General features: G+C 56.8%; 14 protein-coding genes. 4 read left to right on the top strand and 10 right to left on the bottom strand.

Annotated elements, in window-relative coordinates:
• Nucleotides 1-2: 2 nt before the first annotated feature.
• From VGH19_17460 to VGH19_17450, 3 genes are all read right to left on the bottom strand, one after another.
• The gene (locus VGH19_17460; GenBank protein ID HEY1173161.1) at nt 3-893 is read right to left on the bottom strand and encodes a prepilin-type N-terminal cleavage/methylation domain-containing protein; all 891 of its coding nucleotides are present in this window, start codon (nt 891-893) and stop codon (nt 3-5) included.
• Nucleotides 894-921: 28 nt separating this feature from the next.
• Complete coding sequence (locus tag VGH19_17455; protein HEY1173160.1) at nt 922-1,434, bottom strand: hypothetical protein; 513 nt, start codon at nt 1,432-1,434, stop codon at nt 922-924.
• 158 nt (nt 1,435-1,592) lie between these two features.
• Entirely contained in the window at nt 1,593-2,120 is a 528-nt protein-coding gene (locus VGH19_17450; GenBank protein ID HEY1173159.1) for an NUDIX domain-containing protein, read from the bottom strand.
• 81 nt (nt 2,121-2,201) lie between these two features.
• Between VGH19_17450 and VGH19_17445 the strand changes: the two genes are divergently transcribed.
• The gene (locus tag VGH19_17445) at nt 2,202-2,564 is read left to right on the top strand and encodes a Rieske 2Fe-2S domain-containing protein (protein ID HEY1173158.1); all 363 of its coding nucleotides are present in this window, start codon (nt 2,202-2,204) and stop codon (nt 2,562-2,564) included.
• Nucleotides 2,565-2,604: 40 nt separating this feature from the next.
• On the opposite strand, the gene VGH19_17440 is transcribed toward VGH19_17445, so the two are convergent.
• Genes VGH19_17440 through VGH19_17425 form a run of 4 tightly spaced genes read right to left on the bottom strand, consistent with a single transcriptional unit; the run spans nt 2,605 to nt 5,991 of the window.
• Nucleotides 2,605-2,856, bottom strand: coding sequence for a Trm112 family protein (locus VGH19_17440; protein ID HEY1173157.1), 252 nt, complete (start codon nt 2,854-2,856; stop codon nt 2,605-2,607).
• A complete protein-coding gene (larC, locus tag VGH19_17435) occupies nt 2,853-4,190 on the bottom strand; it encodes a nickel pincer cofactor biosynthesis protein LarC (GenBank protein HEY1173156.1) in 1,338 nt (445 codons plus the stop codon). Before larC ends, VGH19_17440 begins: the two co-directional genes overlap by 4 nt.
• A gap of 22 nt (nt 4,191-4,212) precedes the next feature.
• On the bottom strand, nt 4,213-4,968 hold the full coding sequence (gene larB, locus VGH19_17430; protein HEY1173155.1) for a nickel pincer cofactor biosynthesis protein LarB: 756 nt from the start codon (nt 4,966-4,968) through the stop codon (nt 4,213-4,215).
• Between the two features lie 12 nt (nt 4,969-4,980).
• Nucleotides 4,981-5,991: an AI-2E family transporter gene (locus VGH19_17425; GenBank protein ID HEY1173154.1), complete on the bottom strand. Its 1,011-nt coding sequence runs from the start codon at nt 5,989-5,991 to the stop codon at nt 4,981-4,983.
• A gap of 229 nt (nt 5,992-6,220) precedes the next feature.
• Between VGH19_17425 and grpE the strand changes: the two genes are divergently transcribed.
• Genes grpE through VGH19_17410 form a run of 3 tightly spaced genes read left to right on the top strand, consistent with a single transcriptional unit; the run spans nt 6,221 to nt 8,730 of the window.
• Complete coding sequence (gene grpE, locus VGH19_17420; GenBank protein HEY1173153.1) at nt 6,221-6,790, top strand: nucleotide exchange factor GrpE; 570 nt, start codon at nt 6,221-6,223, stop codon at nt 6,788-6,790.
• Between the two features lie 9 nt (nt 6,791-6,799).
• Nucleotides 6,800-7,960, top strand: coding sequence for a molecular chaperone DnaJ (gene dnaJ, locus VGH19_17415; protein HEY1173152.1), 1,161 nt, complete (start codon nt 6,800-6,802; stop codon nt 7,958-7,960).
• Nucleotides 7,961-7,977: 17 nt separating this feature from the next.
• Nucleotides 7,978-8,730 carry an RsmE family RNA methyltransferase gene (locus VGH19_17410; GenBank protein ID HEY1173151.1) on the top strand — a complete coding sequence of 251 codons (753 nt, stop codon included), beginning with the start codon at nt 7,978-7,980 and terminating at the stop codon, nt 8,728-8,730.
• Here the strand turns inward: VGH19_17410 and VGH19_17405 are convergent.
• The 3 genes from VGH19_17405 to VGH19_17395 form a co-directional block, all read right to left on the bottom strand.
• Entirely contained in the window at nt 8,727-12,407 is a 3,681-nt protein-coding gene (locus VGH19_17405; protein ID HEY1173150.1) for a DUF2723 domain-containing protein, read from the bottom strand. The two genes, VGH19_17410 and VGH19_17405, sit on opposite strands and share 4 nt — an antisense overlap.
• 3 nt (nt 12,408-12,410) lie before the next feature.
• Nucleotides 12,411-12,812 carry a hypothetical protein gene (locus VGH19_17400; protein ID HEY1173149.1) on the bottom strand — a complete coding sequence of 134 codons (402 nt, stop codon included), beginning with the start codon at nt 12,810-12,812 and terminating at the stop codon, nt 12,411-12,413.
• A gap of 68 nt (nt 12,813-12,880) precedes the next feature.
• Nucleotides 12,881-13,531 (bottom strand): sigma-70 family RNA polymerase sigma factor, encoded by a 651-nt coding sequence (locus tag VGH19_17395; protein HEY1173148.1) that lies wholly within the window; start codon nt 13,529-13,531, stop codon nt 12,881-12,883.
• Nucleotides 13,532-13,831: the final 300 nt, after the last annotated feature.

Below are 13,831 nucleotides of genomic sequence, written 5' to 3'. Positions count from 1 at the left end.
TCTTAGTCGTTTGACAGGATGGACCACATGCCCGTCTGCAGGGTGTTGTTGATGTTCGTCTGTCCCAAGGTCTTCAGCGGCGGCAGGGTTTCTGCATGACCGTCGAGGAATTGGTAGTTCACCATGGCATTGTGGTATTCCTGCAAGGTGTAGATGCCGCCGGTCGCGTCGAAATGTTCATTCGGAGCGTTCAACGTGTAGGTGTCATTGCAACCGGCGATGTTGCCGGGACCCGGACGTTCGGAGAGCACGATCACGTCGGAGGGATCCTGCACCATGCGGGCGCGCACAGCGAGTTGGAAGCGGGGGTTGGGGGCACCGGCGGTGATCGCATCGCGCGAATCCCACTTGGGGGCCATGGAACTGAGGTTGTTCCATTGCAGGCCGATGGCCGTGCGGTTGGCCGGATTCGGCGGCCAGTCTGCAGCGCCGGGGTTGCGGCCGCCGATCTGGAAGCTGCCCATGTTATGGCGGGCCATCGCGTAGGTGCGGCGGCGTCCGGTGGTCGCGTAGCTGGCGATCTCGATCCTGTCGGTAGGGCACATCAAGACTGCGAGAGCATTCGTACCGCCACCGCGGGTGCCGCGCTTCTGGTTGTCATCCCAAGTGCCGCCCACGTAGGAGTTCAGCAAATCGTCCCAGGAGATATCGGGATTCCAGCTGGTGAGACGGATGCCGGCATAAGGCAGCTTGTCCGCGTTGTCATCGGTATACATGGTGGTGCCGACGGCAAGCTGCTTGAGGTTGTTCATGCACTTGGTGGTCATCGCCTTGGTCTTGGCTTTGGCAAGCGCGGGCAGGAGCATGCCTGCCAGGATGGCGATGATGGCGATCACTACCAGCAGCTCGATGAGCGTGAAGGCAGCACGACGGGTACGGACGGAGTGTGACATAATACTGGGGCTAGGAGTTGAAAACGGCTTACTCGACGATGGCGACCGTCAAGGTTTGGGAATTGATCCCGTACTTCTTTCCGGGAGGAAGCTCAGGCAGACTGGGCAAGTATTTGCTCGTGACCAGCTCCTGCATGTCCGAGGGGACGGCCTTTTTCCACATGCAATAGACCTGAAGCGCTTCAGAGAGGGCTTCGAGATTGGGCTGGCCGTTCTTCACGTACTGTAGAGCAGGGGGCTTCGGGATGAAACCGGCGGGCAGGACGTTCGGATCCTGGGCGCTGCCTTCCACGATGACCTCATTAGGATCACGAGGAATGGCGGCAGCTGTGGCGCCGCTGACAGCGGGTGCCGCAACCGCCGGAATGCTGCCTCCAGAGGGAAGCAATTCCACGGCAGCAGGCGCGGGGGCAGAAGCCTCTACACTGGCAGTTTGAGGTTGAGCTGGGGAGGGAACGACAGTTTCAGTTTCCTGATCACCACATCCGACCAAAATCACAGCGATACCGACAGCCAACAAATTACAACAAATACGGCTCATGATACGTCTTTACTTACTCCCGCAAGACGTGCGTCTCCCTTGAAAGGTTACGCGATACGGCTGCGAGAGTTGCAGAGTAAGAAGGCAAAACTCTCGAATGACAAGGGTTTTTGTGTTTTGGGATGTGGATTTTATGGGGGGTGATGTGGGAAATACCATCAATCCCGTAGTTTTTCCGGGTGCTTGTTCAGGGCTCTAAGCGCTGTTTTGATGGAATCAAAGGCCATTTCATCTTCCTGAATATCCGTGATCTTTCGAGAAACGAGAGAATCTACGCCATCACCCACCTGCGGCTGGCTGGCTGGAGCAGCGCGGCAGATGAAGAACAGGTCGAGCACGGGATAGGTGATGCCGCCGTAGACGTAGTTGTTCGTGGATGAGGTTAGGTATTCGATCGTATCCACTTCCAGATGCACCTCTTCGCGTATTTCCCTTCGCAATGCCTCCTCCGCGGTTTCACCCCGGTCAACAAAACCGCCGATGGTGCCCAAGAGTCCTTTACCCGGATTTTTCGCGCGGCGTATCAAAAGCAGATGCCCATCTGCCAGAACCACAAATGCAGAGGCGGAAACTGTGGGATTGAAGAACAGAGTGAGCTGGCAACTGGTGCATTTAAAGGGGATTGCCGGAGCTCCTCCGGGATGTCCGCAACGCGGGCAATACTTGACGAGTTCAAACGGTTGCATCGCGCGAGAAGGTAAGAGCTTGGCGGAGATGTAGCAACAACCGGATGAAACGGCGGCTTGTTTTTACGGCTTGAGGAAGAAATGCTCGCGACGATGGCTGAACAATTTATCGCCAACGCAGCGGATGTCGCCGAAGGAAAGGTGATCACGTTCGTTTATCGTCAGGACGGCATCCGGCGCGATGGCTTTCTGCTGCTGACGAAAGTGGGGCTGCGTTGTTACGAGAACCAATGCCGTCATCTGCCAGTGAAGCTGGATTCAGGCAGCGGACATTTTTTATCGCGGGAGAAAAAGCTGATCCTCTGCCAGTCGCATGGGGCACTTTATGAGCCGGAGACGGGCTTGTGCACGCGTGGGCCGTGCCAGGGAGCATCGTTGAAGGCGCTACCGGTCGAGGTGAGGGACGGGAAGGTTTATCTGACGGTTGTGGATGAGGTGAGGTGATTTGAGAGACGGTGCATTTGGTGCGCACTGGCCATAAGTATTAGGAGGACAAGATGACGCCTTCTTCTACGAGCAGGATGGGAAGTTTGTGGATGATGGGGTAGATGACTTTTTTGTCTTCGCGGATGAGGGCACTATCCAGCTTGGTCTTGACCGGATGACCATTTCGGGCTTTCAAAGTGCCGGCGGTGATCTGTTGATTGAGCGATTGCACGAGGGCTGCATCGGCCATGTGCAAAGGCTGGTGAGTTTCTGGGCAGCAGAGGATGTTCAGCAATTTGGCGTCAATCATAGTATCTGGTTCAAGGCAGCGGCTTGCGCCGCGAAAATGACTTCTTTGACCGGCACATCGGCGGCGTAAGCGAGGCGTTTGCAGGTCTCGTATTCAGGAGCGCGCTGGACGGGCTTGCCATCGAGACGTCCTACTTTCACTTCCACAGGACCGTAAGGCGTGACCACGGTGATCATCTCACGATGGAGCTTGCGGCGCTCGACATAACTGCGGCGCACACCGAACGCGCTGGTCTCGCAGAGCATCAGGTGAGAGTAACGGTCCGCGTCATCGCGCGCGCACAGCACAGTGAGCAGTACACCGGGGCGGTTCTTCTTCATCTGGATGGGCGTGTGGAACACATCTAGCGCACCCGCGGCGAGGGCTTTCTCTACAAAGTTGCCCAGCACCTCGGCAGGCACGTCATCGAGATTGGTTTCCAGCACAGCGATGGTGTCGATTTCCCAATCGTGTGGCGAAGAAGCAGAAACGGAATCGGTCAGGACGGCGCGCAAGACATTCGGGCGCGTTTTGTTGTCGCGCGTGCCAAGTCCATAACCGACACGGCTGGCGACCAATCCTTGCATCGGACCGAAGTGTTCAACGAACTCCGCGAGCAGGGCAGCACCAGTTGGTGTGACGAGTTCGTGCGGTTCTTCGCATTGCGTTAGCGCGATGCCGCGTGCGCCGAGGATTTCTAGAGTGGCTGTAGTGGGAACAGGGAAGCGGCCATGTGCGCAGTTCACCCAGCCAGTGCCTTCCACGACATGAGCAGCAAGAACGCGCGGTCTGCCGAGCATTTCCAGAGCTATGCAAGCACCGATAATGTCCACGATGCTGTCCACCGCGCCGACTTCGTGAAAATGAACGTCTTCCGGCGGCATGCCATGCACCTTGCCTTCAGCAACGGCCACACGATGAAACACGGCGATGGCCTTTTGTTTCACCCAATCGGACAGCGCACTTTGCTGGATCAGTTCTTTGATCTGGCGATAGTTGCGGTTGCCTTCGTGCGTGTGTGAGGGCGACTGACCGGCAGCGGGTTCGTGACTGTGAGAATGGCTGTGGTCGTGTCCGTGGGAGTGCGAGTGACCATGCTCGTGAGAGTGGGAATGTGAGTGGCTGTGATCGGTAGAGTCACAGGCATCGACATCTTCCTCCACGAGATGCACATCGAACTTCACACCTTCGATGTTCGATTTCTGACGACGGGCGGTGGTGATGTGATAACCGGAGACGCCGAGCTTGCCGATCTCGCGTTTCAGCACGGCGACATCTACGCCGAGGTCCACCATGGCACCGAGAAACATGTCGCCGCTGATGCCGCTGAAGATGTCGAGGTAAAGTGTTTTCATGCTCACGATCGCTACGCCGCTATCAACCGGCAGCGAGTGAATTGATCTGGCTGGCAGCGTAACCGGCACCGAAACCGTTGTCGATATTCACCACGGTCACACCGCTGCCGCAACTGGTCAACATACCGAGCAAGGCAGCAAGCCCGCCGAAGTTCGCACCATAACCAATGCTGGTGGGAACGGCGATCACGGGGCGGGAGACTAATCCTGCAACGACGCTGGGCAAGGCACCTTCCATGCCTGCGACGACGACGAGCACGTTGGCTTTGCGCAAATCTTCGATGCGATTCAGCAGACGATGCAATCCAGCCACGCCGACATCGTAAACCCGTTGGACATTGTTGCCCATCGTTTCAGCGGTGAGGGCGGCTTCTTCGGCCACAGGCAAATCGCTGGTGCCAGCAGTCACTACGGCGATGGTGCCGGGACGCTTGGCGAGAGGCTTCTTCTCTATGGTCACGCAACAGGCTGTTTCATGATGTAACGCATTCTTGAACTTGCGTTTGAGCAATTTGACCTGCTTTTCATTCACGCGGGTGATGAGCACCCGTTGATCGCGAGCGACGATCACTTTCGCGATGGCGACGGTTTGTTCCGGTGTCTTACCGCTGCCGAAGATGACTTCGGGGAAACCGTTTCGCAGGGCGCGATGGGTGTCCACTTGAGCGAAGCCGATGTCCGCGATGGGGGCACCTTGGAAAGCGCGCAGAACGTCGGCCTTGTCCAGTTCACCGGCGCGGAAACGTTCGAGCAGTTGGGCGGCTTCGGAGGTGGTCACGGGATGAAAAGTTCAGACAGGGGTTATTACTTGCGTATCATCGGAAGGTTTCGTATCGCCGGTTCCAGCCAAAGTCTGCTTGGAGGTTTCCACCTTGATGTAGTGGAGGATGACGGGTGCCAGGATCATGCCGGGGATGCCCATGAGACGTTCACCGAGAACTAGTGCCAGAAGAGTGAGCCACATGGGATTCTTGATGCGGTCACCGATGATTTTGCTGTTCAGGAAATATTCAAATTTATGGATGGTGATGAGAAAACCCAGCGCGATGGCGGCCAATTCCGGTTTCACCGTGAAGGCCACGCCTGTGATGAGAGTGTTGCTGATGAGATTCCCGATGATGGGCAGGAGACCGCACAGGAACGTGGTGATGGTGAGCAACGCGGCATGGGGGACATCGGCAGCATACAGAAAGATCGAGGTGCAGATCGTATTGATCGTGGAGATGAGCAGCTGCGCACCCATCACCCGGGCGAAGCTCTCAAAGAAGGTGCGGAAGCGTTTGCGGATCTCCGTGGCGGTCTGCGCCCAGAGATTGTTGCGGTCTGCGTGAGGTTGCGAATCGAAATCCAGCTTGGAATTGATGAACAGGCTGACGGCTACGACGATACCCATGATGAGGTACACCACTTGGAACGTGATGGCCCGGGCGATGCCACCGATGCGGGCGAATTGTTCACGGCCTTCCTGAATCAACACGGCTTTCAGGCTTGGATAGTCGGTGAAGGGCAGTTCGATGCCGTTTTTATTGGCGTAATCGACTATAGCGGGAATGGTGTTATCCGCAATGATGGGGAAGGTGACATAGGCCTGTTTGGCAAAGAAAAGCAAACCGATGGCTGCCGTGGTCGCTAATACCAGAAACAAGCTGACGCCCAAGGTCTTGCTGCGTCCGAGAGACAGGACGCGCAGGGAAAGATAGCTGAACAGGGTCGTAAGCAAGAGCGTGGCCATGCTCAACCAGCCCATAAGAACGAGCAGAATGAACATGAAGGCGTATGAGATACGAACTTGCTTCGTCATGTTGCACAAACAGATAACACGTTCTGGCAGAATGGGAAAGGGGTTTAAAATGACTAATGACGAAATCCGAATGCACAAGGAATGACCAATGTCTAAGCCCCAATGGTCATTGGTCATTCCTTCGTCATTGGTGCTTGAGAATTGGGCATTCTATTTAAGGGCAGTTACGGGGTTGCCCCCGCACGGTACGTTGTGTATGGTGCTGGGCCTTTTGAAGTAAGAACGAACGATGAGCACTCAGGAGTCAGATAAGCAAAACCCGGCAAATGAGCCGTTGGTGAATGAAGAAACGGGCGTCAATAACGGCCAGTCCGGACCGACGCTAACGCCGGAGCAGGTGATCCAGTTGCTGGACAAGGCCGCCAAGGCAGATGAGCTGCGTGACCAGCTTTTGCGCACGGTGGCGGACATGGACAATCTCCGCAAACGTTCGGCGCGCGAGAAGCAAGATGCCATTCGTTACGCAAATGAATCGATCTTGGAAAAACTGGTGCCGGTGCTGGATAATTTCGAGATGGCCATGCTGGCGACCTCCACGGCGGAGGGTGGCAATGTGGATGCTCTGAAGACGGGTGTTAACATGATCCTGAGCCAGTTCAAGAATGTGCTGGCTGAAGCCGGTCTGGAAGAGATTCCCGCCCAAGACAAACCGTTCGACCCGAATCTGCATGAGGCCGTTTCCCAGCAGGTGAATCCGGATGTGCCGGAAGGACAGGTAGTCCAGCAATTACGCAAGGGTTACAAGTTGAAGGACCGGTTGTTGCGCCCGGCGACGGTGGTGGTTTCCAAGAAGGCTTAAGCCTGACCTATGGCCAAACGCGATTATTACGAGATCCTCGGGGTGGATAAGGGAGCGAGCGCTGATGACCTGAAGAAGGCGTATCGCAAGCTGGCGGTGAAATATCATCCGGACAAAAATCCGGGGGATAAGGAAGCCGAGGAGAAATTCAAGGAACTGGGCGAGGCTTACGAAGCACTCAGTGATCCGCAAAAACGTGCTGCCTATGACCAGTATGGTCATGCGGCATTTGATCCACGTGCCCGTGCCGGAGCAGGTGCCCGAGGTGGTGGCGGTGGTGGATTCCATGATCCGTTCGATATTTTCCGCGAGGCGTTCGGCGGCGGTGGTGGTGGCGGTGGAAGCATCTTTGAAGAGATCTTCGGCGGTGGTGGACGAAGCGATCCGACGGGTCCCAAGCGCGGCTCCGATCTGCGTTATGATCTGGAGATCACGTTTGAAGAAGCAGTGCTCGGTGTGGAGAAGGAAATCTCCGTCACCAAGCTGGAGACGTGCGAGCATTGCAGCGGCAGCGGTGCGGAGGAGGGTTCCAAGATGCGCCAGTGCCAGACGTGCGGTGGGCGTGGCCAGGTGGTGAGTTCGCGCGGCATCTTCAGCATCGCGCAGACGTGCCCGCGTTGCGAAGGCGCAGGTCGTGTGGTGGAGAAGCCTTGCCGCAAATGCGAAGGTGCGGGCCGCAAGGAGAAGGCTTCCAAGATCAAGCTGCGCATCCCAGCGGGTGTGGATACGGGTGTGCGGTTGCGTCGTGCGGGTGAAGGAGAGGGCGGTATGCGCGGCGGTTCGCCGGGTGATCTGCATGTGGTCTTGCACGTGCGTCCGCATGATGTTTTCCAACGCGATGGCGATGACTTGATCTGCGAAGTGCCGATCAGTTTCGTCCAGGCGGCTCTCGGCGCAGAACTCGAAGTACCCACGATGACGGGTAAAGCAAGCATCCGCGTGCCGACCGGCACGCAGAGCGGCACGATGTTCCGTTTGAAGGGGCGCGGCGTGAAAAATCTGCAAGGTTACGGCACTGGCGATCTGTTGGTCCGCGTGTCTGTGGAGGTGCCGACACATCTGAACTCGACGCAACGGGCCAAGCTGGAGGAGTTCGCGCAGCTTTGCGATGAGAACGTGAACCCGAAGAGCAAGAGCTTCTTCGAGCGCGCAAAGAACTTCTTCCGCTAAACCATTTCACCACGATCATGCACCGCTTCTTTGTGCCACCGACAGAGTTGCGGTCATCGCGTTTTCCCTTGCCGGAAGCGGAGTCACGTCACGCCGCACAAGTGCTGCGTGTACGTGCGGGTGACATCGTGCAGGTGCTCGATGGGGCAGGGCGACGATATGATTGTGCCGTGGACACGGTGGAGAAGCGGCAAGTGTGGTTGCGTGTGGAGAAGGAAACGCAAGTTCCTGCGCCGAAAGTTGCCGTGGAAGTTTATCCCGCCGTGGCCAAGGGCAAGGCGATGGAGTTGATCATCCAGAAGGCGGTGGAGTTGGGTGCTGCGAAGATCTGTCCTGTAGTATGCGATCATTCTGTGGCGCATTATGATGACGATCGTGCCGAGGATAAGGCGGAGAAGTGGCGGCTTACGGCGATTGAGGCGTTGAAACAGTGTGGCCGCGAGTGGCTGCCGGAGGTCACAGCACCGATGCCTTTCAAACAATGTTTACCGCCATCCGATAATAATGCCCTCAATCTGGTCGCTGCCTTGCAAGAAGGCGCCACTCCAGTGGGGGAGCGCTTTGCTGCTTTTGTTAAAACCCACGATGCTTTGCCCTCAAAAGTCCGTCTTTGGGTCGGGCCTGAAGGCGATTTTTCTCCTGCCGAATATCTCTCGCTCAAGCAGCAAGGAGTTCAGGCGGTCACACTCGGTCCCCACGTCTTGCGTTGTGAGACCGCCCTGTTGGCGCTGCTGGCCGTCTGCCAGCACGAGATACTTTTTCGCAGTTAGTTCAGCGCGCCCTTCAACGCCATGGCGAATCCCGGTTGCGTCTTCAGGACCTGAAACCGGTTGTCGCCTTCCGCCGTCTTGATCAGATTTGCCGCTTTCGGATCTTTCGCCAGACGCGCATTGCTGAGCTGGATCGATTTGCTCAGTGCCTTCAATGCTTCCGTTTGTTTGTTGCCCATCACAGCGCGTATGGCTGCCAGATCATACCATGCTTCAGGGCTGTCTGGCAGCACGGTGGTCAGCTTGGAGAGCGTCGCTTCCAGTCGCACCACGTCGCCGATTTGCGAGAACAGATGGGCGATGGTGGTCAAAGAGTTGGCGTCTAGATTTTGCTTCAGCAAGCCTTCCAGCAGACGTGCCGTTTCCTGCGGACGCTGCAACTGCATGTACGCCTGGGCAGCGGATGCCACTGTCGTGAAGTCGTCCGGCTTGCGGGCGACCAGTTGTTGCAATTGCTGGAAGGCGCGGTTCGAGTTGCCCACCGAGATCGCGGCCGATACCACGTTGAACGCCGCCTGCAGGTCTTCCGGGTTTGCGGCGGCCGCCTTCTCCGCCTGCTCCAGGCTGTTCACCGGCGGTGGCGGCCTCACTCCAGCAGCGGGCTGGGGGATGGGTGCAGGCGTGGCGGATTGCTGCACGGGTTGGCCGATCACCGGACGCAGGTTGTCCCGCAATTGCTGGAACGCGCCATTCTCCGGGTCGAATTTCAACCCTGTCTCCACCAGCTTGTAGGCATCCTCATAGCGGCCCATGCTGGAGAGCAGGCTCGAATAGCGGAAGATCGCTTCCGGGCTGTAAGGGCAGTAGGCGAACGACTGTTTATAGGCGAATTCCGCCTCTTTTACCACGCGACCTTGCTCGGCGAGGATGCGTTGTATCTCTCCTTGCATCTTGGCCTGTTCGGCGGGTGGCATCGCCTGGATCGCACGGATCTGCTCCGCGCAATTGTTGATGCGCCACACATACAGGCCCGCGATGGCGCTTCGCAGCTTCGAGAACGCCTTCTGGCCGTTCTCATCACGCACGAATTTCCGGTCGCCCTTGAACCCTTCATAATTGCGACGGCGGTAAACGCGGTCGGCGAAGTCACAGATCTCGGCGACTGATGTGTCATAAGTCACCCACGTGCCGATCAAACGTTCCGAGTATTGCGACCAAAAATCATGGTCCTTTTTCAAGATGTCATCCGTGAACTCCTTCACCGGTTCACGGTTGATCTTCATGATGATGCCGAACGGTGTCTGATAAGGATACATCCATTGCAGAGGGAAGCTTTCCTCCACAAAGAACTCGTGATCCGGGTTTTTGTCGAAGATCACTTTCGTCAACAAACCGTTGATCGCCATCACAGACATCTGGCCGCTCACAGAGACACGATTACCCTCTTGCTTCACATCCTCACCCGGTTGCAAGCGCCCTTCCTGCATGCGTTTGATGGCATCCTGTATGTATTCGTCGAATGCGATCTGCGAATCTTTGAGCGAAGGTGTATAAATCTCCTTCGCCGGATAAACTCCCTCCGCACGACGGCGTGTTTCCATCTTTTCACCGATGGACGTGAACACATCGTCCAAAGGCTTGCCCAAGGTCTTGAAAGGTCCTGGCAGGAAGTTTTTGAAGAACGGCGGATCCTGTTGCGCACTGCGGAAGTAATGCGCGCGGATGTAGCTCAGATATGTGCCGTCAGCCAGGGCGTTCTGCGTGATCAGATACACATCACGACGGTCGAACTCCGGGTCGCGCTTCTTCGAAGCAGGGATGAAGCTCTCGCAGAAGATCATGTAGGTCGGATTGAAACGTCCCGGGTCCGTGCCTCCGAACAGGATCGCATCCTTCGTCATCTCCGGATAAATTTTGAAGGGCGGCGTGAACATGTCATGGCCGAACCAGTAACCGAACAGATGCCCGCGTTGCTCGTTGCCATCCCAGTGCGAGAGCACGGATTTCATGGGCATGACCGCAAAGACCATCAGCATGGGCGCGATAGGGAATTTCTCCCTCGACACGATCAGCAAGCCCACAAAGACCGCCGCCAGTCCTACACCGAATACCGCTGTGAACCGCACCAGCGGATCAAAGCTCGGTTCGATGCCGAAGCGGTACATTGGCGCATCGCCCGTGGTCGCTCCTGTCTCCGTCTCATACACCACCAGCAACACCCAGACTGCGATGAACACGGCACCTCCGCCGGCGATCAACGCCCAGCGGCGGTACTCGGCATAGTTCAACATCAGCCACGCGCTGCTCAAGGCCAGTCCGTAGCCGATGAACATCGAGATCATCACGTGGGACGAGGTGAAGAACACCTTGTTCAGGTTCACGCTCTGCTTGTCCGGTGCCGGGTTCAGCAAGATCAGCAAGATCACCGCCAGGCACAAGTAGATGGCGCTTAAGCCCATGATCCAGGCGCGCTCACGATGCTGCATCTGCATCAGGAAAAAGAACGGGATTGCCGCGATGGCCAGATACACCAGGTTGAACTCCTCCACCGCACCGCCGCCATAGCCCCACAACTGCTGCGCGAACCGCTTCGGGTCCTTGATGAAATTGGACGGGTTCGCCTTCTCATACTGGCCGCGCGTGAGTGCGTGTTTGAAACCCTCCACCGTCCGTGCGTAACCCCAGTTCATCGGCGGATTCGTCATCGAGGAGAGCGGCATATAGAAATAGAACGCCGCACCTATCGCCCAGCAAACACCGCTGATCACCACCGGCTTCCATTCCGTAAGGATGGATTCCGTTTTGAAATACAACCATGCTAGCGCCAGCATCGAGCCCACACCCACCATGTTGAAGATGATGAAGATCACGTTCATCTGCCCGCCTGCGCTGTCAAACGTGGTGATCATTCCCTTGCCCTTGGCAACTAGGCCGATCACGTAGAAGGCCACATTCGCCAGCATCATATCCCGGCCCAGCTTGGGATTTGCGAAGATGATGCCCACCTGGATGCCCATCGCCGCCACCAGCAACGTCTGGTGGTTCGTGAAGCAGATGCCGAACAGGAACATCGTCCAATACAGATACTTCAATTGATGCGGCGCATAGATCCAGCGCAGCAGGCAGCAGAGAACGCCCATCAGAGACAGCACGCTCAAGGTATACACCTCCACGATCACCGACTGGCTCCACATGAACCCGTTGAAGCCCATCAACGCACCTGCCACAAATCCCGGCACGATGCAGAGCGCGTTCTCCCACTTCTTCTCCAAGTTCTTCAGAGACGCGATGCCCTCGATCATCATGCTGCTCCCGCGTGATACGAGCAGGGCGATCAGGCCGCAAGAGATCGCGCTCGCCACTGCGGATGAGAGCGCCACCCGCCACGCGATGTTCGAGATCGGCACAAGTACCGTGAAAAGCCACGTATACAGCGTCCACACCGGATAACCCGGAGGGTGGGGGACACCGGCGTAGTAAGAACCCACCGCCAATTCACCAGAGTCCTCCAGCGTCACATCAGGCGCGAGTGTCCAGATGTAACCCAGCAAAATGATCAACGTCGTGACGCCAAAGCTGATCCAGTCGATCCGGCGGAAAAGCGGCGGTGGTGGCGGGATGACCGGCTTCGCTGGCGGAGTTTTTACGCCCTTCTTATCCGTTTCAACGCCCTTGGCAGGCGCGATAGCGCCCGGTGGCTTGGCCTCATTGGCCTCAGCAGTCTTGTTACGACTCATTCGTTAACGTGCAAAAATGTTCGTGGACAGGGTCCAAAATGAACCGTTACTTGAGAAGGAACGGGCTGGGTTTGTCGATGCTAAAGTAGCCAGTGCAAGCCGGTTCCATTCCTGGGATACCGGTCGCAACTGCGCCAGCAGCCCCGCACTGGCCGAATTCGTGGACGCCAGCTGCGTCGCATCATAATCCACCAAGTGCTCATGCATCGTCGGGGCAGGGGCCTGTTGTAGGGCCGCCAGAGACACCATAAAGCTCGCCGCTAAAGGCGTCATCACCCGCAGCAACCCCGTCGAGACCCACGGCCCTTCTGCTGTCTGCCGTTGCTCAAACAGCCGCTCGCGGATCGCCGGATTCACCTTCCGCGCCTTCCACCCCGCCAACCTGTCCAAAATCGTTATCTTCATACTCAATCCTCTCATCCTCGATTTTCCCTTTAAATCGTCAAAATCGAATCCCCGGTTTTAGTCACTGGTCATTCCTTCGTCATTCGTGCTTGGGCATTCGTTACTACTAGGTCTGCCGATGCCCCCGGCACTTCACTGAAAACTGAACACTGAAAACTTAAAACTTCATGTTCCTCCCCATATTCCGCCATGGACTTCCGCAACTTCTCCATCCCATACCGGAACCGTCCCGCCGCCGTATTCGGAGATAACTCCAGCACCTGCCCGATCTCATCAAACGTCATCTTCTGCCAGATCTTCAGCACGATGACCTCGCGCTGCTCCACCGGCAATTCAGCGAGACACCGCATTGCCGCTGCCTCCTTCGGATTCTCCGCCGCGCTGGGCTCAAACCACTGCGCCGATTCCCACTCCGCTTTCAGCCGCCGCCACCAGTTCCTACGGTAATTCAGCGACCGGTTCCGATACGCCCGTAGAATGTAATGCTGCGGCTGGGCAGGGGAAACCTTCACCTTGAGCAAAGCGATGAACGTATCCTGCAACACATCCTCCGCCTCACTATGAGTCAGCCCCAGTGACCGCCCATACAGCACCAGATTCTGGTCCAGCTTGTCATACCAAGCCTTGCACCAACGCTCATCCGATACCGATGACGAAACGGTCACCGCTTCCGTCTCAACCACCGGCACAACCCCACTATGGATGCCTTCGCGATTCACAGATTTACCCAATAGACACCCGCCCTTGAAAATCTGTATGAAGAAAATAAAAGAAATCTTACCCCGCAGCACTTTCGCACCTCGAGCACGCCCTCCCGCTACACCTTTTCCTTCCCAGATGTCCATACCGCCTCCTTCATCAAACTCACCCCAGAATGGGGTTCTTCGCTGTTTTCAGTGGAATGGGTTCAGTGCTGGGGCAGGCGGAGTTTGCCTGCGAGGAAGTAGAGCATGGTGATGAGGTAGGTGGAGGAGCGGTAACCACGCGCTTTGCGGCGGGTGGCGCTGAAGACGCTGTTC

The sequence above is a fragment of the Verrucomicrobiia bacterium genome, from assembly GCA_036405135.1.
GTDB lineage: Bacteria > Verrucomicrobiota > Verrucomicrobiia > Limisphaerales > JAEYXS01 > JAEYXS01.
This window is presented reverse-complemented; position numbering and strand designations above follow the sequence as displayed.

Bases quoted from the DNA above. Each gene is read 5' to 3' on its own strand.
- VGH19_17460 (HEY1173161.1), bottom strand. From the start codon at position 893: ATGTCACACTCCGTCCGTACCCGTCGTGCTGCCTTCACGCTCATCGAG.
- dnaJ (HEY1173152.1), top strand. From the start codon at position 6,800: ATGGCCAAACGCGATTATTACGAGATCCTCGGGGTGGATAAGGGAGCG.
- larC (HEY1173156.1), bottom strand. From the start codon at position 4,190: ATGAAAACACTTTACCTCGACATCTTCAGCGGCATCAGCGGCGACATG.
- VGH19_17400 (HEY1173149.1), bottom strand. From the start codon at position 12,812: ATGAAGATAACGATTTTGGACAGGTTGGCGGGGTGGAAGGCGCGGAAG.
- VGH19_17405 (HEY1173150.1), bottom strand. From the start codon at position 12,407: ATGAGTCGTAACAAGACTGCTGAGGCCAATGAGGCCAAGCCACCGGGC.
- VGH19_17440 (HEY1173157.1), bottom strand. From the start codon at position 2,856: ATGATTGACGCCAAATTGCTGAACATCCTCTGCTGCCCAGAAACTCAC.
- VGH19_17425 (HEY1173154.1), bottom strand. From the start codon at position 5,991: ATGACGAAGCAAGTTCGTATCTCATACGCCTTCATGTTCATTCTGCTC.
- VGH19_17455 (HEY1173160.1), bottom strand. From the start codon at position 1,434: ATGAGCCGTATTTGTTGTAATTTGTTGGCTGTCGGTATCGCTGTGATT.
- VGH19_17450 (HEY1173159.1), bottom strand. From the start codon at position 2,120: ATGCAACCGTTTGAACTCGTCAAGTATTGCCCGCGTTGCGGACATCCC.
- grpE (HEY1173153.1), top strand. From the start codon at position 6,221: ATGAGCACTCAGGAGTCAGATAAGCAAAACCCGGCAAATGAGCCGTTG.
- VGH19_17445 (HEY1173158.1), top strand. From the start codon at position 2,202: ATGCTCGCGACGATGGCTGAACAATTTATCGCCAACGCAGCGGATGTC.
- VGH19_17410 (HEY1173151.1), top strand. From the start codon at position 7,978: ATGCACCGCTTCTTTGTGCCACCGACAGAGTTGCGGTCATCGCGTTTT.